At 59.0% G+C, this 24,684-nt stretch carries 23 protein-coding genes; 8 read left to right on the top strand and 15 right to left on the bottom strand.

All coding sequences use genetic code 11. The annotated features are described in order from the left end of the window. Window positions 1-43: 43 nt before the first annotated feature. From cyoD to cyoA, 4 genes are read right to left on the bottom strand one after another with little or no spacing between them, the layout of a single operon-like run. Window positions 44-379, bottom strand: a complete 336-nt coding sequence (gene cyoD, locus MMW58_RS10335) for a cytochrome o ubiquinol oxidase subunit IV (RefSeq protein ID WP_159235646.1) — start codon at window positions 377-379, stop codon at window positions 44-46. Window position 380: 1 nt separating this feature from the next. Next, complete coding sequence (gene cyoC / locus MMW58_RS10330) at window positions 381-986, bottom strand: cytochrome o ubiquinol oxidase subunit III (RefSeq protein WP_241723280.1); 606 nt, start codon at window positions 984-986, stop codon at window positions 381-383. Between the two features lie 3 nt (window positions 987-989). Further along, complete coding sequence (gene cyoB, locus MMW58_RS10325) at window positions 990-2,963, bottom strand: cytochrome o ubiquinol oxidase subunit I (protein WP_241723278.1); 1,974 nt, start codon at window positions 2,961-2,963, stop codon at window positions 990-992. 3 nt (window positions 2,964-2,966) lie between these two features. Beyond that, a complete protein-coding gene (cyoA, locus tag MMW58_RS10320) occupies window positions 2,967-3,878 on the bottom strand; it encodes a ubiquinol oxidase subunit II (RefSeq protein WP_371822996.1) in 912 nt (303 codons plus the stop codon). Between the two features lie 275 nt (window positions 3,879-4,153). Between cyoA and MMW58_RS10315 the strand changes: the two genes are divergently transcribed. Next, window positions 4,154-5,551 carry an aminotransferase-like domain-containing protein gene (locus MMW58_RS10315; protein ID WP_159235643.1) on the top strand — a complete coding sequence of 466 codons (1,398 nt, stop codon included), beginning with the start codon at window positions 4,154-4,156 and terminating at the stop codon, window positions 5,549-5,551. Here MMW58_RS10315 and MMW58_RS10310 read toward each other — a convergent pair. Further along, window positions 5,548-5,778: a hypothetical protein gene (locus MMW58_RS10310; protein WP_133598755.1), complete on the bottom strand. Its 231-nt coding sequence runs from the start codon at window positions 5,776-5,778 to the stop codon at window positions 5,548-5,550. The genes MMW58_RS10315 and MMW58_RS10310 overlap by 4 nt on opposite strands. Here MMW58_RS10310 and MMW58_RS10305 point away from each other — a divergent pair. Next, a complete protein-coding gene (locus tag MMW58_RS10305) occupies window positions 5,770-6,147 on the top strand; it encodes a helix-turn-helix domain-containing protein (RefSeq protein ID WP_159235641.1) in 378 nt (125 codons plus the stop codon). The genes MMW58_RS10310 and MMW58_RS10305 overlap by 9 nt on opposite strands. Window positions 6,148-6,406: 259 nt before the next feature. Continuing rightward, a complete protein-coding gene (cysI, locus tag MMW58_RS10300) occupies window positions 6,407-8,101 on the top strand; it encodes an assimilatory sulfite reductase (NADPH) hemoprotein subunit (RefSeq protein ID WP_133598759.1) in 1,695 nt (564 codons plus the stop codon). 172 nt (window positions 8,102-8,273) lie between these two features. Here cysI and MMW58_RS10295 read toward each other — a convergent pair whose 3' ends face one another. The 8 genes from MMW58_RS10295 to MMW58_RS10260 all read right to left on the bottom strand — a co-directional run bounded on the left by MMW58_RS10295 (window position 8,274) and on the right by MMW58_RS10260 (window position 14,768). After that, window positions 8,274-9,059, bottom strand: a complete 786-nt coding sequence (locus MMW58_RS10295; RefSeq protein ID WP_241723273.1) for an ABC transporter ATP-binding protein — start codon at window positions 9,057-9,059, stop codon at window positions 8,274-8,276. Then, complete coding sequence (locus MMW58_RS10290) at window positions 9,044-9,841, bottom strand: ABC transporter permease (RefSeq protein WP_133598763.1); 798 nt, start codon at window positions 9,839-9,841, stop codon at window positions 9,044-9,046. The genes MMW58_RS10295 and MMW58_RS10290 overlap by 16 nt, the downstream gene beginning before the upstream one ends. Continuing rightward, on the bottom strand, window positions 9,838-10,674 hold the full coding sequence (locus MMW58_RS10285) for an ABC transporter permease (protein ID WP_133598765.1): 837 nt from the start codon (window positions 10,672-10,674) through the stop codon (window positions 9,838-9,840). Before MMW58_RS10285 ends, MMW58_RS10290 begins: the two co-directional genes overlap by 4 nt. Continuing rightward, a complete protein-coding gene (locus tag MMW58_RS10280) occupies window positions 10,671-11,033 on the bottom strand; it encodes a 4Fe-4S dicluster domain-containing protein (protein ID WP_076945610.1) in 363 nt (120 codons plus the stop codon). The genes MMW58_RS10285 and MMW58_RS10280 overlap by 4 nt, the downstream gene beginning before the upstream one ends. Beyond that, the gene (locus MMW58_RS10275) at window positions 11,034-12,647 is read right to left on the bottom strand and encodes an FAD-dependent oxidoreductase (protein WP_133598767.1); all 1,614 of its coding nucleotides are present in this window, start codon (window positions 12,645-12,647) and stop codon (window positions 11,034-11,036) included. It abuts the gene before it with no gap. Beyond that, entirely contained in the window at window positions 12,631-13,722 is a 1,092-nt protein-coding gene (locus tag MMW58_RS10270) for an ABC transporter substrate-binding protein (RefSeq protein ID WP_241723271.1), read from the bottom strand. Before MMW58_RS10270 ends, MMW58_RS10275 begins: the two co-directional genes overlap by 17 nt. A gap of 329 nt (window positions 13,723-14,051) precedes the next feature. Next, window positions 14,052-14,411, bottom strand: coding sequence for a hypothetical protein (locus MMW58_RS10265; RefSeq protein ID WP_133598771.1), 360 nt, complete (start codon window positions 14,409-14,411; stop codon window positions 14,052-14,054). 105 nt (window positions 14,412-14,516) lie between these two features. Continuing rightward, on the bottom strand, window positions 14,517-14,768 hold the full coding sequence (locus MMW58_RS10260) for a hypothetical protein (RefSeq protein ID WP_133598773.1): 252 nt from the start codon (window positions 14,766-14,768) through the stop codon (window positions 14,517-14,519). 262 nt (window positions 14,769-15,030) lie between these two features. Here MMW58_RS10260 and hflK point away from each other — a divergent pair, with 262 nt between their 5' ends. The 5 genes from hflK to MMW58_RS10235 all read left to right on the top strand — a co-directional run bounded on the left by hflK (window position 15,031) and on the right by MMW58_RS10235 (window position 22,660). Next, window positions 15,031-16,932 (top strand): protease modulator HflK, encoded by a 1,902-nt coding sequence (hflK, locus tag MMW58_RS10255; protein WP_241723268.1) that lies wholly within the window; start codon window positions 15,031-15,033, stop codon window positions 16,930-16,932. After that, window positions 16,929-17,930: an SPFH domain-containing protein gene (locus MMW58_RS10250; RefSeq protein WP_052698758.1), complete on the top strand. Its 1,002-nt coding sequence runs from the start codon at window positions 16,929-16,931 to the stop codon at window positions 17,928-17,930. The genes hflK and MMW58_RS10250 overlap by 4 nt, the downstream gene beginning before the upstream one ends. After that, window positions 17,927-18,997: an SPFH domain-containing protein gene (locus MMW58_RS10245; protein ID WP_159235634.1), complete on the top strand. Its 1,071-nt coding sequence runs from the start codon at window positions 17,927-17,929 to the stop codon at window positions 18,995-18,997. The genes MMW58_RS10250 and MMW58_RS10245 overlap by 4 nt, the downstream gene beginning before the upstream one ends. Then, the gene (locus tag MMW58_RS10240) at window positions 18,994-20,940 is read left to right on the top strand and encodes a heavy metal translocating P-type ATPase (protein WP_241723267.1); all 1,947 of its coding nucleotides are present in this window, start codon (window positions 18,994-18,996) and stop codon (window positions 20,938-20,940) included. Before MMW58_RS10245 ends, MMW58_RS10240 begins: the two co-directional genes overlap by 4 nt. Before the next feature lie 241 nt (window positions 20,941-21,181). After that, window positions 21,182-22,660 carry an ATP synthase subunit B family protein gene (locus tag MMW58_RS10235; RefSeq protein ID WP_241723266.1) on the top strand — a complete coding sequence of 493 codons (1,479 nt, stop codon included), beginning with the start codon at window positions 21,182-21,184 and terminating at the stop codon, window positions 22,658-22,660. Between the two features lie 63 nt (window positions 22,661-22,723). On the opposite strand, the gene MMW58_RS10230 is transcribed toward MMW58_RS10235, so the two are convergent. Together MMW58_RS10230 and MMW58_RS10225 are read right to left on the bottom strand one after the other, a co-directional pair. Further along, window positions 22,724-23,986: an NAD(P)/FAD-dependent oxidoreductase gene (locus MMW58_RS10230; protein WP_133598786.1), complete on the bottom strand. Its 1,263-nt coding sequence runs from the start codon at window positions 23,984-23,986 to the stop codon at window positions 22,724-22,726. Between the two features lie 43 nt (window positions 23,987-24,029). Continuing rightward, window positions 24,030-24,680 carry a DsbA family oxidoreductase gene (locus MMW58_RS10225; protein ID WP_241723265.1) on the bottom strand — a complete coding sequence of 217 codons (651 nt, stop codon included), beginning with the start codon at window positions 24,678-24,680 and terminating at the stop codon, window positions 24,030-24,032. Window positions 24,681-24,684: the final 4 nt, after the last annotated feature.

Here is a 24,684-nt window from a genome sequence, read left to right as displayed (position 1 = left end):
AGATAACCCGCCGGGGCCGCGATGCGCGTCTCTGCGCCCGACGTCAGGCGCGGATCAGCATGTGGTAATGCATACTCCAGATAATCCAGATCGACAGGCCGATAATAATCAACAGAATCAGCAAGGTGAAGGCGAAGCTCGCCAGGTTCCAGCCATTTTCCGTTTTACGGTTCAGGTGCAGGAAGAACACCAGCTGGACCAGCACCTGCAGAACGGCGGTGATGACGAACAGCGCCAGGGTGACGTTGCGCGGCGCCCAGGGCCAGAGCACCAGCGAAAACGGGATCATGGTGAGGATCACGCACAGCACAAAGCCCACCAGGTAGGAGGCCAGGGTGCCGTGCGGCTGATGTTCGCCGACGTGGGTTGTTTTTTCCATCTCAGTACACTCCCAGCAGATAGACCACGGTAAAGACGCAAATCCATACCAGATCGAGAAAGTGCCAGAACAGGCTCAGGCAGGAGAGCCGTCCGGGCATCTTGCCGCCGATCCCTTTGGTCAGCACCTGGTGAAACAGCACCGCCATCCAGATCAGGCCGAAGGTGACGTGCAAACCGTGGGTGCCCACCAGAGTGAAGAACGCGGAGAGCCAGGCGCTCTTATCCGGCCCGGCGTGAATGGCGATCAGATGATGGAATTCAAACAGCTCCATGCCGATAAAAACGGCCCCGAAGGCGAAGGTCACCGCCAGCCACAGCAGCACCTGTGCGCGGTTGCGCCTGCGCAGCGCCAACATCACGAAACCGTAGGTGATGCTGGAGAGCAGCAGCATGAAGGTTTCCGTCAGCACATACGGGATCTCAAACAGCTCTTTCGGCGTCAACGCATCGGCAAAAGCGCTGCTCAGTACCGCATAGGTGGCGAAAATCGAGCCGAACAGAATGCAGTCCGACATCAAATAAATCCACAGTCCTAACTGGGCGCTGCCGTCGTCGTGACCCTGTGCTTCGTGCCCCGCCGCGGGCGCAAGTGTATGGCTACTCATGTTTTATACCTTGTTAACGTGATGACTGAGGCGCTGGCGCTCGATCCGTTCCACTTCGCTGACCGGGACAAAATAATCGGTATCATCGTTATAGCTGCGGGCAATGACGCCGACGGCAATCGCCAGCGCGCAGCCAATCACCAGCCACCAGATATGCCAGATAAGTCCAAAGCCCATAACGGTGCCCAGCATGGCGATAATGAACGGGCCGCCGGTATTACGCGGCATATGAATCGGTTCATAGCGTTCGCCAAAGCTGCGTTTCCCGGCCTTTTTCGCCTCATGCCAGTAGTCAATGCCTTGCGCATGAGGAACGATGGCGAAGTTATAGAACGGCGGCGGCGAGGAGGTTGCCCATTCGAGGGTGCGGCCATCCCACGGGTCGCCGGTCAGATCGCGGTTTTGATGGCGATCGCGGATGCTGACGTACAGCTGGGCGATAAAGAACAGAATGCCGAACAGGATAAAGAACGCCCCCACTTCGGCCACCTTCAGATAGGGCGCCCAGTCCGGGTTGTCGTAGTGATTAAGCCGGCGGGTCATGCCCATAAAGCCGAGGATATACATTGGCATAAAGGCCAGATAGAAGCCGATAATCCAGCACCAGAAGGAGTAGCGGCCGAGCCTCTCATTCAGCCGGAAGCCGAACGCTTTCGGGAACCAGTAGGTAAATCCGGCAAGGTAGCCGAACAGCGCGCCGCCAATGATCACGTTGTGGAAGTGCGCCACCAGGAACAGGCTGTTATGCAGCAGGAAGTCGGCCCCCGGTATCGCCAGCAGCACGCCGGTCATGCCGCCGATGGTGAACGTGACGAGGAAGCCGAGCGTCCACAGAATCGGCGTGGTGAACTCCAGCCGTCCGCGGAACATGGTAAACAGCCAGGTAAAGATCTTCACCCCGGTCGGGATGGCGATAATCATCGTCATAATCCCGAAGAAGGCGTTGACGTTGGCGCCTGACCCCATGGTGAAGAAGTGGTGCAGCCAAACCAGGAACGAGAGAATACCGATCGCCAGCGTCGCGCCGACCATCGACTTATAGCCGAACAGCTTTTTGCGCGCGAAGGTCGGCGTCACTTCAGAAAACACCCCGAAGGCCGGCAGGACGAGGATATACACTTCCGGATGCCCCCACGCCCAGATCAGGTTGACGTACATCATCGCATTCCCCCCCAGCTCGTTGGTGAAGAAATGCATATCGAGGTAGCGATCGAGGGTCAGCAGCGCCAGCACGGCGGTGAGGATCGGGAAAGCGGCGACGATAATGGCGCAGGTGACCAGGGTGGTCCAGGTGAAGATCGGCATCATCATCAGCTTCATCCCCGGCGCGCGCATCTTGAGGATGGTGACGAACAGATTCACTCCGGTCAGCAGCGTGCCGAGCCCCGAGAGCTGCAGGCTCCAGATATAATAATCCACCCCGACGCCGGGGCTATACTGGATGCCGGAAAGCGGCGGATAGGCGACCCAGCCGGTCTGGGCGAACTCTCCGACCCCAAGCGACAGGTTAACCAGAATCACCCCGCCGACGAACAGCCAGAAGCTGAGCGCGTTCAGCCACGGGAAAGAGACGTCGCGGGCGCCGATCTGCAGCGGCATCACGATATTCATCAAGCCGGTAAAGAACGGCGTGGCGACGAAGAAAATCATGATCACGCCGTGGGCGGTGAATATCTGATCGTAGTGGTGTGGCGGCAGGAAACCTTCGCTTCCGCCGCTAGCCACCGCCAGCTGGGTGCGCATCATGATGGCATCGGCAAAGCCGCGCACCAGCATAATCAGCGCCACGAAGATGTACATAATACCGATACGCTTATGGTCGACGGTCGTTAACCAGTCGCGCCACAGCATCCCCCACTTTTTAAACGCCGTCAGCGCGATGAGAACCGCCGCGCCGCCCAGCAAAATGGCGGCAATGGTTACCATGACGATAGGTTCATGGTAAGGAACTGCCTCCAGAGTCAGCTTGCCAAACATGTTTTACTCCCTGGAACTGGTTGAATTGTCCGAACCCATGTCATGCATATGGCTGCCCATATCCATCCCGGAGTCCATAAACTGATCGATAACGCTCTGGAACAGGCCATGCTCAACGGCGGAGAAATACTCCGGCGGATGTTTCTCGCTGGGGAGCGCCAGTCGTTTAAAGCCGGAGAAATCCAGCGGATGATCCCCCTGCTTAACCTGGCTGACCCAGGCGTCAAACTGCGAGGCGCTGGTGGCGTGCGCGACAAATTTCATATCGGAGAATCCCGGGCCGCTGAAGTTGCCGGACATCCCGGCGTAATCGCCCGTTTCATTGGCGATCAGGTTCAGCTGCGTGCGCATCCCGGCCATCGCGTAGATTTGCCCGCCCAGCTGCGGGATGAAAAAGGTATTCATGGTGGCGTCGGAGGTGATCTGGAAGGAGACCGGGCGATTGACCGGGAACACCAGGTCGTTCACCGTCGCGATCCCCTGTTCGGGATAGATAAACACCCACTTCCAGTCGGTGGCCACCACCTCAACGGTCAGCGGCGGCTGGGATGACTCCAGCGGACGATAAGGATCTAGGCGATGGGTGCTGACCCAGACGACAATCGCCAGTACCACGATAATGCACAGCGGAACGCCCCACACGATGATTTCTACCTTGTTGGAATGCGCCCATTCCGGGGTATACCGCGCGCTGCGGTTACCCGCCCGATAGCGCCATGCGAAAAGAAAGGTCATCACGATTGCCGGTATGACGACAATCAGCATCAGCATAATCGCGGTGATAATCAGATTACGTTGCTCAATCCCCACCGCACCTTTGGAATTGAACAATGTCCAGCTGCAGCCGCTTAGCAGAGGCAAAATGCCCAGCGCCAGCGGCAGCCTGAGGGATTGGCAGATTCGTTTTAACATCACATTGCGCCCTAAGATGCATGAATCACGCGGCTAAGCGCGTGGCCGGGTTTGAGGCTGGTCGAGAAAATCGCTAAGCTGGGAAGGTTTAGCGCAGGGTGGGTACTCTGACGCGGCCGGTTACATTCGGGGAATCTGTTCATAGGCTCCTTTTCCGCATGGGTCGGTAACTCTCATGATTTACGCTCTAAAAAACATACAAGTTAATAATGTATGCATACATTTAATTTGTGTTAATTAATTTATACTAATTTGTATGCTTTTATCCAGAGGGATGTATGAAAAATACGTCGGAGAAAGAAAAGACAAGTTTTCCTGACGCGCCGTGGCTTCGCCCGCTAGCGCCGGCGGGAGGACCGCGATATAAACAGATCGTCACTCAGGTCATTGAGGCGATTAATAACGGCACTCTTCAGCCGGGCGATCGCCTGCCGGCCCAGCGCGAGCTGGCCTCCTGGCTGGACGTCGACCTGACCACCGTAACCCGCGCCTATACCGCTATTCGCCAGCGCGGGCTGCTGCAGGCGGCCAGCGGACGCGGCTCTTTTATCGCCGTTCCACAACAGATCCAGACCCACCTTGACCTCAGCATGAATATCCCGCCGGGTAACGCACGGATCCTGCCACTGATTGGCGAAGCGATGACCCGGCTGCAGCTGAACGCAGATGTCTCCTCGCTGATGAGCTACCATCCTGGCGCCGGCGAGCCGGCGGAACGCGCGGCCGGCGCGCTCTGGCTGGCGCCGCTGCTTGGGCCGCTGGACAGCGCCAGGGTGGTGGTGAGCTCCGGGGCCCAGGCGGCGATTAGCGCGCTGCTAATCCTGCTGACCCGACCGGGGGAAGTGATTGTGGCGGACGAGCTGACCTATCCCGGTTTTATCACCGCGGCCAGGCAGCTCGGGCGCAACGTGGTGGGGGTGAAGGGAGATGAGGAGGGCATGCTGCCTGAGTCGCTGCTGCAGGCCTGCCGCCAGCATGAGGCAAAAGTGGTTTATCTCAACCCGACGATCCACAACCCGACCGCCGTCACGCTCTCCGAGGCGCGGCGCCGGGAGATCGCCCGCCTGGCGACGGAGAACGGCTGGACGCTGCTGGAAGACGATCCCTACGGGCTGCTGCCTGCCGAGCCGATGACGCCGCTCGCCGCCCTCGCCCCGGCGCACAGCTGGTATATTTCCACCCTCTCAAAATGCCTGACTCCCGGGCTGCGTATCGCCTGGGTCGTCGTTCCCGAAGGGATGTCATACGAACCGCTGGCCCACGCGCTGCGCTCGCTGACCCTTGTGGCCAACCCGCTGATGTCGGCAGTGGTGACGGACTGGGTGCATACCGGTATTGCCGCCGAGCTTCTCAGCCAGCTGCGGGAAGAAAATCACCGCCGCCAGCAGCTGGTCGCGTCGATGCTAAGTCACCCGCTACAGGCCCATCCTTACGGGCTGCACGTCTGGCTGACGCTGCCGCCGCACTGGGATCCCTACAGCCTGACCAATACCGCGTCCCGGGCCGGTCTGGGCATCGCCCCTTCGCATGTTTTCAGCCCTCAGGGACAGGGGCCGGGTGCCGTCAGGATCTCCCTCGGCGGCGCCAAAGACTACCGCGAGCTGCAGCAGGGGCTGCGGCGTCTGGACAGCGTGCTTAACGGCCAGAATTATCATCAGATGAACGAAATCGTTTAGCTCGCCCCCGTTCCGGCATGGCTGATTGCGATCGGCCATGCTTCAGGCATTGCCCCGCTGTGCGAGCGGGAATGATGCATACCAAACGCCTGTGCTAAAATCCCGCTCGTCGCGGCATTCGTAATACTGTTATCCATAAAAACCACAATATTGTCTATTTCGTTCTGTTTTAAATCGCCTACGATAAAAAAGATATAGCCAAAAAAGAACCAGTATCTATGCAACATCAGGCTCAACTTTCCGACAGCATAATTCCTAATGACCAGGCATTGGTTAACGTTGCCATCCAGTATATTTATCAAAATATAAGGAATAATATTTCAGTTTACGATCTCGCGGAATACCTGCAGGTTTCCCGGCAATACGTTCACCGAATTTTTAAAAAACGGACCGGCATGACCGTCAGCGCCTTCGTCAGCCATAAAAAAATTGAATATGCGATGATGGATATCATCCTCGGGGTTGAAGATACCGCCTCAGCCTACCTTAAATATAATTTCAAAAGTAAACACGCGTTTATCGGCCAGATTCAAAACTACATGCACACAGCGCCCGCCGCGTCTAACCTGCCGGCGGTCACAGCGCATAAAAAGTAAATCGCTTCGCACTGTCAATCTCTATATCAATGCTCCCTGATGGTACTCGTCAGCGGCGCGCTCAGCCATTAGCAAAATAATCGCTACCGTATAACGGAAAAACGGCTCAGGACGAGTAATGCTTAATTATAACCAGCAGTTATAACAACTGTTATATCGATTAACAAACTAACTGATTATGTTGGCTAAGGATCCGCTGTGATGTAATCCGCCGGTATTCCCGGGGGAATTAACCCGCACTTTTTTTGAGAGCAATATAATGAGCAATGATAAATTTTCGGATAATGAGCGATTAAAACAGCAGAGTCAGCTCCTGCGCGGCACGATTAAAGAGGACCTGCATAACGAATTAACCGGCGGCTTTCTCGGCGATAACTTTCAGCTGATCCGCTTTCACGGCATGTACCAGCAGGACGATCGCGATATTCGTCAGCAAAGAGCAGCGCAAATGCTGGAACCGCTGCATACGGTGATGCTGCGGGTGCGTTTACCCGGCGGGATCATCAACCCGCAGCAGTGGCTGGGGATCGACGAGTTTGCGTCGCAGCATACGCTTTACGGCAGCATTCGCATCACCAACCGCCAGGCGCTGCAGCTGCATGGCGTGCTAAAGCGCAATATCAAGCCGGTTCATCGGCTATTGCATCAGCTGGGTCTCGATTCGCGGGCGACGGCGGGCGACGTCAACCGTAACGTGCTGTGTACTTCAAATCCGGTGGAGTCCGGGCTTCATCATCAGGCTTACGAATGGGCTAAAAAGATCTCAGAGCATCTGTTGCCGAAAACCAATGCCTATGCCGAGGTCTGGCTGGACGGTGAAAAGATCGCCCAGCCGGAAGAAGAGACCATTCTGGGCAACAGCTACCTGCCGCGCAAATTTAAAACCGCGGTGGTAATCCCGCCGCAAAACGACGTCGATCTGCACGCCAACGATCTTAACTTTGTTGCTATCGGCGAGAATGGGCGGCTGACGGGCTTCAACGTGCTTGTCGGCGGCGGCCTGGCGATGACCCACGGCGACCATAGCACCTATCCGCGCCTGGCAACGGAGCTGGGATATATTCCTTTGAGCGCTACGCTAGCGGTTGCCACCGCCGTTGTCGCCACCCAAAGGGACCGGGGAAACCGCGTAAATCGACGCAACGCGAAAACGAAATATACTCTCGATCGGCTCGGCGTTGAGGTCTTTAAAGCGGAAGTCGAGCAGCGGGCAGGTATAGCGTTCGAGCCGCTGCAGCCGTACGCCTTCAGCGGCCGCGGCGATCGTATCGGCTGGGTCGAAGGGATCGACGGTAAGCACCACCTCACCCTGTTTATTCCCAGCGGCAGGCTGATCGATAAGCCCGGCAGGCCGCTCAAGTCGGGCCTTGCCGCCATCGCCGCCGTCCACGAGGGCGATTTTCGCTTAACCCCCAATCAAAACATCATTATCGCCGGCGTCAGCGAGCGCAACAGAGCGCAGATTGAGGAACTGGCGCAGCGCTACTCCCTGATTGATGACACGGTCTCGCCGCAGCGCAAAAGCGCGATGGCCTGCGTCTCCTATCCCACCTGCCCGCTGGCGATGGCCGAGGCGGAACGCGTGCTGCCGGACATCGTCGATCGCCTTGATGCGATCTTAGCGCGCAACGGGATTGCCGATCGGGCGGTGATATTTCGCGTCACCGGCTGCCCGAACGGCTGCGGCAGAGCGATGTTGGCCGAAATCGGCCTGGTGGGCCGCGCCCTGGGCCGCTACGACCTGTACCTCGGCGGCAATCGCGAGGGAACGCGCATTCCTCGCCTCTATAAAGAGAACCAGCCCCTTGAGGAGATTCTCCACGACCTTGACGCCCTGCTGAGCGCCTGGGCGCAGGCGGCTGGCCCGGATGAGGCATTCGGCGACTTTGCGATACGAACGGGGATTATCCGCCCGGTGCTGAACTCCAGCCTCGACTTTTATCTGCAGGATTAAGGTGCCCGGCGAAATTTAATCGCGTGACTCACGCTTATATTTTCTGTGGCTTAATGGCTGGCTGATGGAAATGAGGCAAAACGCATTCGGCGATTAACCCCCGCACGCCGGTACAAATACCGAAATGGATGCGTTCAGCGGGATGGGCGAATGGCCCATCTGCCGCTATCTCTCACGCATCCAGCGCCCACTGTATCTCACGCTTTATCTCAAGCAGTGCGGGATTGTCCAGCGATCTTGGGCGTGGTAAAGCGACCTCATATTGATTATGCAAACGGCCGGGGCTCGGCTTCAGGACGATAACGCGGTCAGACAGATAGAGCGCTTCGTCAATATCGTGCGTCACCATAACCGTAGTAAGCTGATTTTTTTCCCAGACCTGCAGCAGCTCTTGCTGTAAACGACGGCGCGTCAGGGAATCAAGGGCGCCGAAAGGTTCATCGAGCAGCAATATTTCGGGGCCTGGCGCCAGGCAGCGCGCAATCGCCGCGCGCTGCGACATACCGCCAGACAGCTGATGCGGCCAGGCTTTCTCGAACCCTGACAGCCCGACCAGCTCAATCAGCCGGGCGACGCTCTGGCGGTTTTTCTCCGTCGCGCCGCCCTGGCGCTTCAGGCTGAGCAGAATATTGTCTTCGACGCTAAGCCAGGGCAGCAGCCGATGATCCTGAAACACGATGCCGCGGGATAAGGACGGCGCATCAATCGGCACGCCGCTGACCAAAACCTGCCCGCTATCGGGCCGATCGAGGCCCGCCAGCATACGCAATAGCGTGGATTTTCCGCAGCCGCTGGGGCCGATCAGGCTGACAAACTCCCCCTTTTTCACCGTCAGGGAGACCCGATCCAGCGCCTGAAAAATCCCCTCGTTAACCGTGAAATAGCGCGACACGTCAACAATATCGATAGCCTGAACAGGGTTTGTTGCGCCCGCAACGGGAATTAATGCGTCAACCACGGTGTGATTCTCCGGGATAAAAGTGCAATCGCACGGTTTAACAGAATACCGATAACGGCCAGGGTTAAGACGCCCACGATCACCTTGTCCATATCGCCATACATACGGGCCGCCGCCAGATAGATACCTAAGCCATCGCCCAGTCCGTTAACGTAGCCGGTACCCACTAAATATTCGGTGCCAATGGTCCCGAGCCACGCGATGGTAAAGGCGGTTTCCAGCCCGCTCACAATCGCCGGCAGCGCGGCGGGAAGCGTGATGCGCGTTAAGATCTGCAGGGGATTAAATTCAAGCAGATAGCCCACTTCGCGGTATTTTTCCGCGACGTGGCGGAAGCCTTCGCGCGTGCTCAGCAGCATCGGAAAGAAAGCGCCTAGCGAAATCTCGGTAATTTTCAATCCTTCGCCGGTGCCGACCCACGCGCTTAATAGCGGGATCCATGCGAACAGCGCAATCTGCTGGAGCCCGTTAAACGTCGGTGAAAACAGACGATGGGACAGGCCGTGGGTTCCCAACAGGATGCCGACAGCCAATCCGGCCGCTCCGCCAATCAGCAAACCGGCCAGCGCGCGCAGAACCGTGGCGATAATTGCCAGCGGTAATGAGCCATCGCCAAAGCTTTGCCACAGGGTATGCGCGACCTGCATGGGGGAGACCATAATGCTGGCATTTATCACCCGGGCGTGGCTCAGCGCCGCCCACAGCAGCAGCAGGCCCAGCGGCAAAATCAGGGCGCGCCAGCGGCGGGAGAAAGCCGTTCTGCGCCCTTGTGTCTGACTCATGACGCCCCCTCATCCGCCCAGCGCATCAGGCGTTTTTCCCAACGCGATGCCAGGTAATCAATCAGCCAGCCGATCAGGCCAATAAACACCATGGTGACAAACACCACATCGAGCTGGAAGGCTTTACGCCCCCACGTCATCAGATAGCCAATCCCGGCGGCGGAGGCGATCATTTCCACCAGAATGAGCGCCTTCCAGCCTTTGCTCAACGACAGGCGCAAGCCGGTAAAAATAGCCGGGGCAATGGCGGGGAAATAAATAATTCGCAGGCGCTCGCTGCCGCTTAGCTCAAGCACCCGGGCGACATCGCGGTATTTTTGCGGCAGATCGCGCGCGGCGTTATAGCTTGAGATCAGCACCGGCAGAAAGCAGGTTTTCGCGATGAGTACAAACTTCAGCGTTTCCCCGATACCAAAAATCAGCATAAAGAACGGCAGCCAGCCCAGCGACGGTACCAGGCAAATCGCGCGCACCGTCGGGCCGATATACTCGTCGGCAGCGCGGGTGGTGGCAAAAAGCAAACCCAAAGCCAGCCCGAGCGTGCTGCCGACCACAAAGCCCCCCGCGAGCCGAAGCAGGCTGATGCGTAAGGCTTCGCCCAGCTCGCCGGAGTGCATCAGCTCAACCGCCGTTTGCAGGGTGAAGGACGGGGCCGGCAGGATCTGCTCCGGCATCCACGCGAAATCGCTGGCGACCTGCCACAGCAGCAGGATAAACGCCGGAAAGACCAGCGCCAACAGGCTATTAAATAGCCACGAATAACGTCCGCTTGCGGCCCGCCGCTGCGGTTGTGCGGACGCTTTTATCGCCTGAGGTATGACGATGCTTCTCATGTTGATGACTCCCGCTGCATCAATTGCTGCTGACGGTACAGTTCACGAATGCGATAGGTTTGATCGTTTTCCGCCCCGCCGGCTCGCCCCTGCTTCCAGCCAAGATTAAGCGCGTATTCACCCATATGGCCGGCGCGAGACACCGTTTCCTCTCTCACCTGCACGCTTTTTTCCGCATCCGGGGCGACGTAAAGCGCATCCGTCGGGCAGTAGATTTCACACATAAAGCACGTCTGGCAATCCTGCTGGCGGGCGACGATCGGCGCTCGTCCCTGAACGCTATCAAATACGTTGGCAGGACAAACGGTAACGCAGCGATCGCAGGCAATGCAGGATGCCGCAGAGATAATTTCAATCAATTACTCCCCCTCCAATAACGCGTGGCTGTCCCACGCGGGCGCATTCAGGCCATGAATAACGATTCGTTTAGCGAACGCCGGCTGGCTATGCGGACGATCCAACAGACGATGAATGCCCCGGCTCTCCTGCCGCAGCAGGGCGGCTTTATAGGACCAGCGGGAAACCTTCAGCAGGGAGCGCGCTTCGCGCCTGCGCAGCAGTTCAATCAGCGAATCGCTGGCGCCGTAGCCGTATAAGCCGAGCGATTTAGAAATACCATTCAGGCGGCTGAGGGATTGACCGATGCCCGCCGACGTGCGGAAGAAGTTCTTAGTCAACGGCAGCATTTCGTCGCGAACGGCATCAATAATGGCGTCCGGCTGCTGCGCATCGGCGCCCGCACCGCTGCCGTACAGGTCGTAGCCCAGTCCGCCAACGTTCAGTAGCGGCGTCAGGCGATGCCGTTGCCGACGCGCGGCGGCCAGCGGTTTTAGCTTTTCGGCCGCGCGGGCCGCCGCCAGACCCGTGGCCCGCCCGCTGGCGATAGCCCAGGCGGCGTTGGGGCCGCCGCCGCCGCTTATCACGCCATTCATGCCTTCACGGCTGGCGGCGTCGCCGGCGGCGTACAATCCCGCAACGTCCGTCGCGCCGTGGCTATCCTGCAAGCGCAGTCCTCCCAATCCGCGCACCGTCCCTTCGCAGCGCAGCACGACTTCAAACTTATCGCTAAACGGGTTGATTCCCTGGCGGTCAAACGGCACAAAGCAGTTGGGCTGCGACTGGCGCAGGCAGGCCTGCAGCGGCGGGTCAGCGCGGTCCAGACGGGCGTAAACCGGCCCGCTGAGTAAGGCCCGCGCCAGCGCCGTCTGGCGGTCGCCTTCAATCGCCAGCACGTGACCGTTCGCGTCGTAGAAGGTCGCCCACTGATAAATGACGCCTTTGTTCATCGAGGTATGAACCGGCGTAATCCCATACTGAGCGCTGTACTCCATTCCGGACAGCGCCGCTCCCGCCTCCATCCCCATCACGTAGCCATCGCCCGTCAGCCCGGTGGCACCTAAAATGCGTTCGCCGAACGCGCAGCCGCCGGTGGCCAGCACCACGCTGGAGGCGGTCACGCGCCAGAAAAAGTTTTTTTGCCGGTTCAATCCCACCGCGCCCGCCACGCCGTCGGCATCCTTCAGCAGCGCGAGCGCGGGTGAATGGTCCATAATCGTCACGCCCGCTTCGCGCACCTTCTGGCGCATAAAGCGCATATAATCCGGGCCGCGCAAATTGGCCAGATAGGGGCTGCCGTCGTGGTCCTGCGGAAACGGATAACCCCAGGCAAGCAGCTGCTGTAAACCTTCCCAACAGCCCGCGAGGGTACGCTGCATGACTTCCGGCGCCGCCAGCTCGCCGGTGAGCCGGCGACGACGGGCGATCTCATCTTCCCGCTGCCCGGGCGGAACGCACCAGGTGCCGGTATTGGAGGGCGCCGTCGCGCCGCTGGTGCCGAAATAGCCCTTATCGGCAAGGATCACCCGACAGCCGCTGCGCGCCGCTATCAGCGCAGCCCACGCCCCCGCCGGGCCGCCGCCGACGACCAGAACATCGGCGCTCTCCTCAACGATCTCGCTATTGGCTCTGGACATCAGGTTCTCCGTTCGCCGCCTTTTTCGTCCACAGGGAGGAATAGCCGTACTTTTCAACGGCGCGATTCAGATAGCTCGGGTCGACCCAGGTCGATACATCAATGTCGCGGCGAATAAGCTTGCTCTGCTTCGCAAACGCAATCCCGCGGCGCAGGTTCGCCAGATAGTAATCATCCAGCAGCGGGCTGAGACGATCCTTTAACAAATCGCCTTTATAGTCCGTCTCCAGGCTATTAGGCGGAACTTTGGTTAAGGCCCACCAGGCGAAAACCTGCGGGCGATTCTTCTCGTCAGCGACAAACGCGGCGGCTTTCACGAAAGCGTCGACCACACGCTGGGTGGCCTGTGGATACTGTTTAAGGAAGGTATTTGTCACCACCAGCGAGCCAAAAATATTGGCCGGGTCGGATTTACCTTTGGTGGTGTAGATTTGCGTGGCGATGCCTTTATCCAGCAGCGTTAATACGTCAGAGGTGCCAACGATGACGTCGATATCGCCGGAGGTCAGGGCGGAAATTTGATCGGCGGATTTTAAGTCAAAGAGCTGAATATCATTTTCCGTCAGACCTTGTTCCGACAACAGCGTCGCCAGCGACAATTCAAGAATCGTCCCGCGCGAAACAGACACTTTTTTACCTTTCAAGTCCTGAAGGCTTTTAACCGGCGAGCCTTTACGCACCACCACATAAATGGGGCTGCTGCCGTAAGAGGCAAGCACGGTGGTGCCTAAACCCGATCCCCGTCCGACAATGTTTGGTAAGCCGCCGTAATTGGCGAAATCCAGCTGCCCGTTGGCTAAAGCTTCATTAATTGCCGGGCCGGTCCCCTGGGGAAACTGCCAGTCAATTTTGACGTTGTCTTTGGCAAATTCATCTTCCAGATAGTGCCCTGCGCGCACCACGCCGATGACCGCCGAGCCGTACGGCGTACCGTAGGGATTCCCCTGCCCCGCAATATGGATAACCGATGGCAGTTTTTCTTCGGCATACAGGGAGCCTGAAAATCCGAGCATCAAGGTGAACGTACCCAGCAACACCTTCGCCAGATAGTGTTTTTTTATCGTATTTATAAACAAGTGCCATCCCTCTGGTGGTTACCGCCTGATTGGTTAAAAAATGATAATAGGGCATAACATTTGTGTTACATATGCCAATAAAATGAATGCAATTGGGATTTATTGATAAACGGGCAGGCCGTTGTTTATCTGGATCGCGGCGGGATCGCCGCGATCTGACGAGGGAAAGAAAAGGAAGGTAAGGCCGGTGAAATTCTGCGCTCTATCCTGCTGCTATGCCATCAAGGCGCACGTTCCAGCCCCGGCGGCTGACCCTACTTTTTTGTGGCGTTGGCATCATGGCGGCTATTTTTACGCTCAGAGACTGACCGTGGGCAAGACCCGCAAAGCTAATCCAGGTCACGGTGGCATTGATGGATAATGTCGGTCAGCGCGCTTTTTACCTGCGGATCTCTTTTATCGTAGAAGAAATTGACCAGCGTCTGTTTGCCCGATTTTCCCATGTCGATATTCGCCACCGCATCGTGGTCTCGCAGAAGGTTGTATCTTTTATCGCCGTTGGGCAGCGGCTCGTCCTGCTCAAGATAAAAATGATGGCGGAGTGACTGATACTGCAGACATCCCTGGGTGCGGTCTACGCTGGCGGAAAAATATTCCTCTTTCAGTTCGGTATTTTTGACCTTATCGATAAAGCCTGAACATCCTGAGAGCATGGCCATAACGGCGGCCAGATAAATGATTTTAAACATCAGCGTTCTCTGCGGGTTAAAAAGGGGAAGGCGACGCTATTGTCCGCGAGTCCCCCTCAACCAGCTATCAACAATAACCGCTAAGGCTCTGTGGAGAAAAACGGGTTACGCCCCGCCGCGCAGCATGGTGCAGAAGGCGCAGTGGCAGCCGGGGACCGGCGTTGCGCTGCAGGTGCCTAAGGTGGAAGTCTGGAAGCCGGCGTCGTTGTGGCTATAAAAATTGCTGACGATGTTATCTTCCGATTTTCTCAGCTCGGCGGTGCTCACCTCCGCAGAAGCCGCGCTTTTGGCCTGGAAGGCCCAGGCCGTCGGGGAACTAAAGGCAACGGTTAAAAGTACTATGCGATAAATTTTCATCTCAGAAGCGCGTCCCGGGCCAGTTATTGATGCGAAAACCCTACCACAGCGCCCGTTCGGCGCCAGCGCTATATTGCACAATAAATACATTGTTACAATATAACATCCACCTTTACGCGGGTCGCAGGCTATCCAGGACCGGGCGCTTTGTTTATATTGCGGATGTTATCATATAACACCATCGGTTCTTCGTCTCAGCGGTGACTTCAGCAGATCGTTTGCCCGGGTTGCGTCGGGCAGGGACGGATCAACTGGAGAGTCTATGGCGCAGTCCCCCTCACCCGAGAGTCGCCCTCGGGACGCTTCGCGAAGCCGGCGTTTGCTCATCGCGCAGGCCATTCTGTACGCCCTTCTCGCCATCGCTGGCGCGATTTATCTGTTCCTGGCGCTGCTTTCCGTCACGGGGTTCTGGCTTCCGGTAACGCGCCTGATGCTCGCCGCGGTGCTGGTCGCGCTGGCGTTTGTCGAAAACGCGCTGCGCTGCGAAGGCGGCGGGAGACGGGCCCCGCCGTCCGCCGGGAGCCCGGAGGACGAGCCGACGCTTCTGGGCCGGCTGCTGCCGGAAAGCGTGCAGGCCTGGCTTCGCCATTTTCATCAGCATCTGGCCACCACCCTGATCGCCGCCGCGCTCGCCGGCGCCTTTGCCATCGCCAATATCGCGGATGCCCGGCCCGTTGAGCTGGCCGACGCCCCGCGGCCGATCGCCGTCGGCTTCTTTATTCTGCTCTGCTTTACGCTGCTGCTGCTCGAACGCATGCTCAGCTTCCGCCCCCTTCGCGGCTGGCCTCATCGGCAGCAGCACGTGGGGCTTGCCCGCCTGATGCTCAGCCTCTTTCTGCTGCTCACCCTCTCCCTGCTGGCGGCGATGGCGTTCCCCGCCCCCGCGCTGTGGGGCATTAAGCTGGCGAGCCTGACGATCCTGCTGGTGGCGCTGGAGTATGCGCTGCGCGCCCTGGCCGCGATGGCCTCTCCCCCAGCGTCGGACTCCGCTCCCCGCTTTCTGACCCGCAGCCTGCTGGCCGCGCAGTATCAGTGGCCGCCGCGGCCGCTGCTGCACGCCCTGGACTCATTTCAGCAGCGCTTTGGCGTCGATCTGCGCCAGATTCAGGCGTTTCGTCTGATGGGCAGCCGGCTTTTACCGGTGACCGCGGGGATCGCCGCGCTGGGCTGGCTGCTCAGCGGGCTAACGGAGGTGGGGCTGCATCAGCGCGGGATATACGAGCGTTTTGGCCGGCCGATCGCCGTGCTGGCTCCCGGCCTGCACGCCGGACTGCCGTGGCCCTTTGGCCGGGTGGTCGCCGTTGAGAACGGCGCGGTGCATGAACTCCAGCTCAGCGATATCACCGAGGAAGCGCAGCCGGATCGCCAGCCCGACGACGCCGCAGAAGGCCCGGCGCCGCAGAGCAGCTGGCGGCTGTGGGATAGCAGCCACGCCACGGACCAGTCCCAGGTCATCGCCAGCGCCGCCATGGACAAGCAGAACTTCCAGATCGTGAATATGGATATCCGCGTGATCTGGCGCATTGGCCTTAGCGATCGCGATGCGCTTAACAGCCAGTATCAGACCGAAGACCTGGCGGAGATGATTCGCAGCCTCGCCCGGCAGATTCTGGTAACCCAGTTTGCCAGCAAGCAGCTCGATGAACTGCTTGACGAGCAGCGGGCGACGCTGGCTACCGAGCTCAGCCGGCAAATCCAGCAGCGTCTTACCGCCCTCCATACCGGCGTGGAGCTGCTGTTCACCCGCATAGAGGCCATTCATCCTCCCGCCGGGGCGGCCAACGCCTACCACGGAGTGCAGGCCGCGCAGATCGCGGCAAACGCGCTAATTGCCCGCGAACAGGGCTATGCGGAGAAGGTCAGCCGCGAGGCGCAGCGTAACGCCCTGACCGGCCTGAATAACGCCGAGGCCTCCGCCGCTGAAAACCTGTCGCAGGCCCGGGCCGCCGCGGTGACCTTCTCCGCGGAACGGCAGGCCTGGCAGCAGGCCGGCGAGGCGTTTATTACCGAGCGACGCTATCACATACTGAGCCAGGCGCTGGCCCATACTCCGCTGCTGATCCTCGATAACCATCTTCAGGGAAGCAGCGAACCGGTGCTCGATCTCCGTCAGTATCCCGCTTTATCCGACAGTACCGCCCCACAGAAGGCCAGCACACCATGAAGATCCGCGCGATAGCCGCCACCCACGTCCCCCCGAACGCCGTTAAGCGGCAGATCGCTCCGCCCGCCCCGCTGCGCCGCAGGCGCGGTATTCGCCTCGCCGTGGCGGCATTTTTGGTCACGCTGGCGGTGCTAACCGCCTGCCTGCTGGAGGTCCGTGCCGGAAGCGCCACCGTGGTGACTCGCTTTGGCGATCCGGTACGCGTCCTGCTCGCGCCCGGGCTGGCGTGGCGGCTGCCGGCGCCGTTTGAGACGCCGCTGGACGTCGATCTGCGCATTCGCTCCACCTCCAGCGGCCTGCAGGACGTGGGCACTCGCGACGGCCTGCGGGTGCTGGTGCAGGCCTGGGTTATCTGGAAGGTCAAACCCGATAACGATAACGTGCTGCGCTTTATCCGCGCCGTGCAGAACCAGCCGGATGAGGCCGCCCGCCAAATCCGCACCTTTGTCGGCTCCGCGCTGGAGACTACCGCCAGCAGCTACGCGCTGTCGGACATCGTTAACGTCGATGCTAAAAAGGTCAAAATAGCCCAGCTGGAGAGCCAGCTGCAGTCGCAGCTGCAGGCCCAGCTGCTGAAAAGCTACGGCATTGAGCTGATCCAGACCGGGATCGAGCGCCTGACCCTGCCGGCCGTCACGCTGAACGCCACGGTGGACCGCATGCGCGCCGAGCGCGAAACCATCGCCACCGAACGCACCGCCGAGGGCAAACGTCAGGCGGCGGAAATCCACTCCCGGGCGGATCGCGATGCGCGCATTCTGCAGGCCGACGCCGCGGTGAAAGCGGCGGCCATCAGCGCCGACGCCCAGCGCGACGCGGCCAGCATCTACGGCAAGGCGCGGGCCAGCGACCCGCAGCTGTACGACCTGCTGCGTTCGCTGGATACGCTGAGCACGATTGTTAACGCCAGCACCCGCCTGGTGCTGCGCACCGACGCGGAGCCGTTCCGCACCCTGGTGCAGGGCCCCGCGCCGTTGACCGGGACGCCGCAGCCATGACCTCAGCTTCGCCGGGCTCAACGCCCTGGGGACAGTCATACCGCATCGCCTTCTTTACGCTGTACGGCGCAGCGATCCTTGCCGCCGGTGCGTGGCTGTTCTCCTGTATCCATCCGGTGGCCCCCGACAGCCGGGCGGTGGTCTTTCAGTTTGGCAGGCCGATCCGCGTGGCGAACGCGGGGCTGCTGTTCGCCTGGCCGCATCCCGTCAACAGCATTGAGCTGGTGCCGGCCGCCGAACGCATTCTCGAACGGGACGTGGCGGTGCTGCGCCGCGATCGGCAGCTGGAGCAGATCAACAACTGGGAGCGCGACGGCGATGCCGGCGCCGGTGCAGGCTATCTGTTAACCGGCGACGAAGGCGTGGTGCAGCTGGACGTCCGCGTGTTCTGGCGGGTCAGCGACCCTGTCCGCTTCGCGCTACAGCGTGCGCACATCGCGCCGCTGATCGATCGCCTGACCGAACGCGCCGCGGCGGTCGTCTGCATGGAGCGCGGCCTGGACGCGATTCTGGTTGCCAGACCGGAGAGCCCGCAGAACGACCGCCACTCGGCGGAGGAGCGCATTCGCCTGCGCAGCGACTTCAGGCGCAGCATGGCACAAAGTCTGGCGCAGATGGCCGCCGGCGGCAACGATCCGGGCATCGTCATCGAGCGCGTCGATATCGTTTCATCCCTGCCGGCTAACGCGGTGGCGGCCTTCAACGCCGTGCTCACCGCCAGCCAGCAGGCCGATAAAGAGATAGCCAGCGCGCGCACCGCGGCCACGCTGCTGAGCCAGCAGGCGCAGCAGCAGGCGGATCGCACCATCCAGCAGGCAGAAGCCGGCCGCCAGGAGACCCTGGCGAAGGCCAGCGTTGATACCCGGACTATCCTGCAGCTGGCGCAAACCCGGCGCGACGGCAGCGATGGCGGACTGCTGCTGCGCCTGTGGCGCGACGCGGTCAGCCGCATTCTGTCGCAGGCCGGACAGGTTATTACCGTCGCCCCCGGAGACGACAGCCGCCTGATCCTTCAGGGCCTTCCCCCCCAGCCGGCCACCCCGCCGACCAGCGAGAAATCACCATGAGCCAGTCGTGCAGCCACGGGCATATCCACTTCAGCAGTCATCTCCAGACCCCGGCGGAGCAGCGGCGGATGGCGCGTCGGCTGACGCTGGCGATGATAACCATCGGGCTGCTGTTGCTCAGCCTGCTCTGGCGCGCCGTGGCGCCGGATCAGCCGGCGATCGGCGATATTCTGGCCGGCGTGGCCTGGCTGCTGGTTGCCGTGCCGGTATTTCGCGCCGGCTGGCACAGCCTGCTGCACCCGGATCTCCACGGGGTGACCGACCTGCTGATCGTGCTGGCGATGCTGGGCGCGTGGGCGCTGGGCGATCTGATGACCGCCGCGCTGCTGCCGGTGATCATGATTTTCGGCCATATTCTGGAAGAGCGCAGCGTCATGGGAACCCGCCAGGCCATCGCCGGGCTGAGCAAGCTGGCGCATAGCCGGGCGAGACGCCTGCGCCAGGACGGATCGCTGGAAAATATCGGCAGCCAGCAGCTGCGCCCCGGCGACGTGGTTGAAGTTCGCCCTGGCGATCAAATTCCCGCCGACGGGAAGATCCTCTCCGGTAACGCCAGCCTCGACGTGGCGTCCATTACCGGTGAATCGGTCCCGGCGGAGGTCTGCCCCGGAATGTCGGTCTTCGGCGGAACGCTGAACCTCAACGGTCTGCTGCGCGTCGAGATTACCCATACGGGCGAGCACTCCACCCTCGGGAAGGTGCTGGCGCTGATGCAGGACGCCGAGCAGGCAAAACCGCCCATCACCCGAATGCTGGAACGCTATGCCGGACACTATCTGATCCTCGTGCTGCTGATCGCCGCGACGACCTGGTTTTTGACCTACGACAGCCAGGCGATGCTGGCGGTTCTGGTCGCGGCCTGCCCCTGCGCCCTCGTGCTCTCCGCCCCGGCCACCTCGATGGCGGGGATCGCGGTTGCTGCCCGGCACGGCATCCTGATCCGCAACGCGGCCTTTCTTGAAGAGCTGGCGGACGTTGATGCGGTCATTATTGATAAAACCGGCACCCTGACCCAGGGACGGCTGCGGCTGGTTGACGTGGTTCCGGCAACCTCGCGCCCGCGCGAATCTCTGCTGCGGCTGGCCTCGGCGCTGGGCGCGGCGAGTAATCACCCGGTGAGCCGGGCGATGGCTGGCGCCCTTCCTGCAGATAATGAAGAGATGACGCTGCGGGAGGTGGAGGAGATTCAGGGGCTGGGGGTCGTCGCCACCACCGCTGCCGGCCGGGCTTTGCTGGGGCGAAAAGAGCTCTTTGACCGCTATCGGGTCGCGGTCGCCCCGCTCCCCGACCACGACGGCCCGACGGTCGGTCTCGCGGAAGGCGGCGTTTTTCTCGGCTGGCTGCTGCTCGACGATACGATCCGCCCCGAGGCGCCGGAGGCCATCGGGATGCTGCAAAATCTCGGCATCGGCCGCTTCCTGCTGCTGACCGGCGATCGCCTGGCCGTCGCGCAGCGCGTGGCACAACGGACGGGCATTGACGAGCTGGCGGCCGAAGCGCTGCCGGCCGAAAAGCTATTGCAGGTGCAGCAAGCAGTCAGTGAAGGATGGCGCCCGATGGTGGTTGGCGACGGGATCAACGATGCGCTGGCGCTCAAGGCCGGTGCCGTCGGTATTGCTATGGGCAGCAACGGCGCCGATATCGCGCTGGCCTCCGCCGACGTGGTGCTGACCGGCAGCGACTTACGCCGTCTGCCGCTGGCGGTAAGGCTCAGCCGCCGGTGCCGCGCCACCCTGCGGGTCAACGTCTTTATCGGCCTTGGCTGGACGATTTTAATCGTGATTGCCGCGGCGATGGGGCTGCTCGGCGCGGCGGGCGCCCTGGTGGCGGCGATACTGCACAACCTCAGCACCCTGCTGGTGCTGCTCAATACCGGGAGGCTGCTGCAGTTCGACGACCGGCGCGGGAAAGATGAGCGCGCGGGCAACGAGCCGCGCTCGTAAAAACAGGCGCGCTGCGGCCCAGGGCCTGGCACTGCTCTGCCGGCGCCTGGCGGGTCAGCGCGCAGGGAAAATTAATGCTCTGGGTTGAGAGAGCGGCAAACGACAAAAAAGCCCGCTTAAGAAAACTTAAGCGGGCTTTTTAAATATATCTTCGCGGACTAAATGCAATGTTTGTCTCTCTCATTTGATCCCCAAAAACTGAATTTTTCGCCTTAAATGGATCGCTTATTAAGAGCCAAAGATGAAGTATTCTTTGCGATGTGATTTTTTTCGCGATTGGTTGACCCTTGTTCATAATCCAGGGCAGGATTGCCTACAGGCCGCCGAGCCGCTGCGGTTTCAAAGGGGCCCTGAAGATATCAGGAAAGAGCAGGAGCGCGAAATGATGGTAACCTTCACAATCCCATACGTAATATTTATTATTGGTGTTGCCTATAACATCCAGCAAACGTTAGATGCCACAGAAATATCCCTTGTTACACCTCCAGCAATCGATTCCAGCGGCTATGCCATGATCACGGCCTTTGATATCCAATATGGTATCGGGTTTTTAGTTTTCTTTCTGTTGATATATTTGATGTTGCTTTTTGTTTTTTCTATGGTCGCCGCCTACTGCGTTGGACGATGGAAAGGATTGCTGGCTGGGGTATTTATTTGGTGCGTTCCGGGAACGCTTTCGGTCTTAGGGTATTGGCCTAAAATTCAATTCTTGCCAGAGATTTATAACGTATGGGGTGCAGGCTATTTAGGTAGCGCGGTGGGCATGACCTGCCTGCTCATCATGGGATTAATTACCGGCTGGAACTTATTTATCATTCTTACGGATATCTTTAGCTTACAGGACCGATTTCGCCATTTCTACGATCATGTTTGGTACTCAATGGCGATTGTCGCAGCGGTATTTTTTGTTGCTGATACCGGCGCTGGAGAGAATCAACGGCACCTGCAGGATGACACTCAACAGTTCCAACAGGCAAGCACCTATCTGGCAGATCAGCTTCGCCAGTACGATCGGCATTGTGCTCAAGAAAAGCTAAATTTGGCATCGTGTGCCTGGGCTCATCGTATGCGGCAAGAGTTGGCAGAATATGCCACTTACAATGATAAATTAATTCTCGCGCTGGTGCCGAAAACAACCCGCGAAATCTACATTATTTATAACAGAGATGCCGACAATAATACTGCCCAAAAAATCCGCGAGGAGCTTGATACATATAATCAAGCAACCTGTCAAAATGGCCCTGGCTCGTACGATTGTGTAAGGACACCGTCCGTTTATTGTATAATCAGCGATCCGCCAAAGAATTTTTATGATTATTCTCACCACCAAACGATCGTTGCAAACGAATGTATTATTCCAACGTTAGTCCTTTTACAAAAAAGAATTGCTAGTGAAACGAAGAAAGTCAGCGCATCTTCCGAACAAAAGCATATACGCTGGTTTTTCTACTTTTTACTTTCTGTCCTTGCCGGCGGTAAAGTCGCTAATGCAACCGCACGCTGGAGCAAATCTGGCAAAAACAAGGCCGGCTTAGGGGATAAACGTCGGATAATCGGTATGATAAGCGCCGCCTGGGGATTTTTGATTGCATCTTCCCGGCAGATTTTCTGCATTCTCAATCGATTATTTTGTCGGTTATTAACCCAGTGCGCAAAGCTAAGAACGGCAATTAAGCGGTCAGTAAACGGAAGGCCGGCAGAAGATCGTGATGAGACGTAGGGCCGGCTACCCGCATAGCGCGGGAAAGATGCCTTCGGTGAGGATACGGTTGCTGACATGCGCTCACCCCTGTTCCTGTAAGTAGCGATGGACAAACGTCACGGCCATCGCCCCCTCGCCAACGGCGGACGCAACGCGCTTCACGGAACCATGTCTGACATCCCCCGCGGCAAAAGAGCCGGGCACGCTGGTTTCCAGATAAAAAGGCTGGCGGGCTAATGGCCAGTTCTCGGGCCAGCGGCTCTCTCCGAAGAGATCGGACCCGGTTAGCAGATAGCCTTCAGAGTCGCGCAAAATATGCGTTTCGCTGGCCCAGTCGGTGTTGGGCTGGCCGCCAATGCAGACAAAAAGTCGGGAACAGGCGTGGCGACTTTTTCCACCCGATAACCGGTCGTGAAGAGTAATCGCTGCGAGGGAATCTTCGCCTTCCAGCTCAGCTATCTCGCTATTGAAGATGACCTTTATATTGGCTTTTGCGGCGATACGCTGGATTAAATACGTCGATAATGTCTGAGACAGGCTGCTTCCCCGTACCAGCATCGTGACCTGAGCAGCATATTCAGCAAAGTGCATCACCGCCTGGCCTGCCGAGTTGCCGCCCCCCACCACATAAACATGGTCATTCGCGCAATAAGGCGCCTCTGCTGCTCCGGCGCCATAAAACAGGCCGTGCCCGAGGAACTTATCTTCGCGGGGTAAATTAAGGCGGCGATACTCAACGCCGGTGGCGCAGATATTGGTTCTGGCGGTCAGCGTCTCGCCATTGGCAAGACGAACATGGATTTTGCCATCCTTAAAATGGGCCTTCACTCCTTCACTCATGGTCACCAGCTCAGCGCCAAACTTAATCGCCTGCTTGCGGGCCCGGTCCGCCAGCGCAGCCCCGGAGATCCCTTCGGGAAAACCGAGATAATTTTCGATTAATGAACTGGTACCCGCCTGGCCGCCTGGAGCCTGGCGCTCAATTAATATGGTTCGCAGACCTTCGGATGCGGCATAGACGGCGGCGCTTAGTCCTGCCGGGCCCGCGCCGTAAATGGAGACGTCATATTCGCGATATTTGGGCAACGTGATGTGGCCTAAATAAGCGGCGATATCATGCACTCCCGGGGCGAACAGGCGAACCTGTCCCGGAAATTCAACAACGGGAAGACGCAGGTCATTGAACCCTGACACCCCTAATGCCGATAAACACTCTTCTTCACTATTTAGTTCAATCCATTCAAAGGTAACCGCGCTACGCGCCAGATAGTCCCGAAGCAGATAGCCTTCCGGCGATCCCGCCCGGCCATAAATGCGTATGCTGTTTGTTTCTTTATCGATCATTTTTAGCAACCTCATCATGCAGGGATTGAAGAGCATCAGACGTTCAGAGCGCGGGCTTCTCTTGAGATTTACGGGCAATCGCCCTCATGATGGCATCCTCGATGAGATTTAACGGCTGCGCGCCGGAAATCGTCTCGCCTTCAATGTCAAAATTCGGTACGCCGCGGATCCCGGTGGCGAAGCTGATTGCTGCCCTGGTCTCTTTTACGCCAGCATCGCCGGAGAGGTAAGCCAGCGCTTCCGCTCTGTTGAGGCCATTTTCCGCAGCGATATCAGCCAGAACGTCCACATCGCCGATATCGCGGCCCTGCTCAAAATAGCCATGGAAAATCCCATTGGCGGCGGCATCAGCGGCGCCATGCCGGTGGGCCAGATTCATCAGACGATGCGCGCGGAAGGTGTTCGGCGTCTTCTGCATTGCGTCGTAATTAAACGCGATATCATCCTCCGCGGCAGCCAGAATGGTTTTTCTGTCCAGCGACTGGCTGTACTCCCAGCTGCCAAATTTGGCGGAACGGTAGTTCTTACGATCGACGCCTTCTACCGGCATCGTGGGATTCAGCTCGTAGGGCTGCCAGAGAATTGTCACCTCCACACCATCGGGTAAACGACGAATCACCTTTTGCAGACGGCGTTCGCCAATAAGGCACCACGGGCAAATAAAATCAGAAGTGAGCTTGACGGTAATATTCATATTG

The organism is Klebsiella sp. HC6, from assembly GCF_022605325.1.
In the GTDB taxonomy this organism is placed as follows: domain Bacteria; phylum Pseudomonadota; class Gammaproteobacteria; order Enterobacterales; family Enterobacteriaceae; genus Klebsiella; species Klebsiella terrigena.
Note: the sequence above shows the minus strand (reverse complement) of the source record. Positions and strands in the feature narration are given on the sequence as shown.

Coding starts and splice junctions, on each gene's coding strand:
- MMW58_RS10305 (WP_159235641.1), top strand. CDS start 5,770: ATGCAACATCAGGCTCAACTTTCCGACAGCATAATTCCTAATGACCAG.
- MMW58_RS10230 (WP_133598786.1), bottom strand. CDS start 23,986: ATGATCGATAAAGAAACAAACAGCATACGCATTTATGGCCGGGCGGGA.
- cyoD (WP_159235646.1), bottom strand. CDS start 379: ATGGAAAAAACAACCCACGTCGGCGAACATCAGCCGCACGGCACCCTG.
- hflK (WP_241723268.1), top strand. CDS start 15,031: ATGGCGCAGTCCCCCTCACCCGAGAGTCGCCCTCGGGACGCTTCGCGA.
- MMW58_RS10265 (WP_133598771.1), bottom strand. CDS start 14,411: ATGTTTAAAATCATTTATCTGGCCGCCGTTATGGCCATGCTCTCAGGA.
- MMW58_RS10245 (WP_159235634.1), top strand. CDS start 17,927: ATGACCTCAGCTTCGCCGGGCTCAACGCCCTGGGGACAGTCATACCGC.
- MMW58_RS10285 (WP_133598765.1), bottom strand. CDS start 10,674: ATGAGAAGCATCGTCATACCTCAGGCGATAAAAGCGTCCGCACAACCG.
- MMW58_RS10310 (WP_133598755.1), bottom strand. CDS start 5,778: ATGTTGCATAGATACTGGTTCTTTTTTGGCTATATCTTTTTTATCGTA.
- MMW58_RS10225 (WP_241723265.1), bottom strand. CDS start 24,680: ATGAATATTACCGTCAAGCTCACTTCTGATTTTATTTGCCCGTGGTGC.
- MMW58_RS10235 (WP_241723266.1), top strand. CDS start 21,182: ATGAAGTATTCTTTGCGATGTGATTTTTTTCGCGATTGGTTGACCCTT.
- MMW58_RS10240 (WP_241723267.1), top strand. CDS start 18,994: ATGAGCCAGTCGTGCAGCCACGGGCATATCCACTTCAGCAGTCATCTC.
- cyoC (WP_241723280.1), bottom strand. CDS start 986: ATGAGTAGCCATACACTTGCGCCCGCGGCGGGGCACGAAGCACAGGGT.
- MMW58_RS10260 (WP_133598773.1), bottom strand. CDS start 14,768: ATGAAAATTTATCGCATAGTACTTTTAACCGTTGCCTTTAGTTCCCCG.
- MMW58_RS10315 (WP_159235643.1), top strand. CDS start 4,154: ATGAAAAATACGTCGGAGAAAGAAAAGACAAGTTTTCCTGACGCGCCG.
- MMW58_RS10250 (WP_052698758.1), top strand. CDS start 16,929: ATGAAGATCCGCGCGATAGCCGCCACCCACGTCCCCCCGAACGCCGTT.
- MMW58_RS10275 (WP_133598767.1), bottom strand. CDS start 12,647: ATGTCCAGAGCCAATAGCGAGATCGTTGAGGAGAGCGCCGATGTTCTG.
- MMW58_RS10290 (WP_133598763.1), bottom strand. CDS start 9,841: ATGAGTCAGACACAAGGGCGCAGAACGGCTTTCTCCCGCCGCTGGCGC.
- cysI (WP_133598759.1), top strand. CDS start 6,407: ATGAGCAATGATAAATTTTCGGATAATGAGCGATTAAAACAGCAGAGT.
- cyoB (WP_241723278.1), bottom strand. CDS start 2,963: ATGTTTGGCAAGCTGACTCTGGAGGCAGTTCCTTACCATGAACCTATC.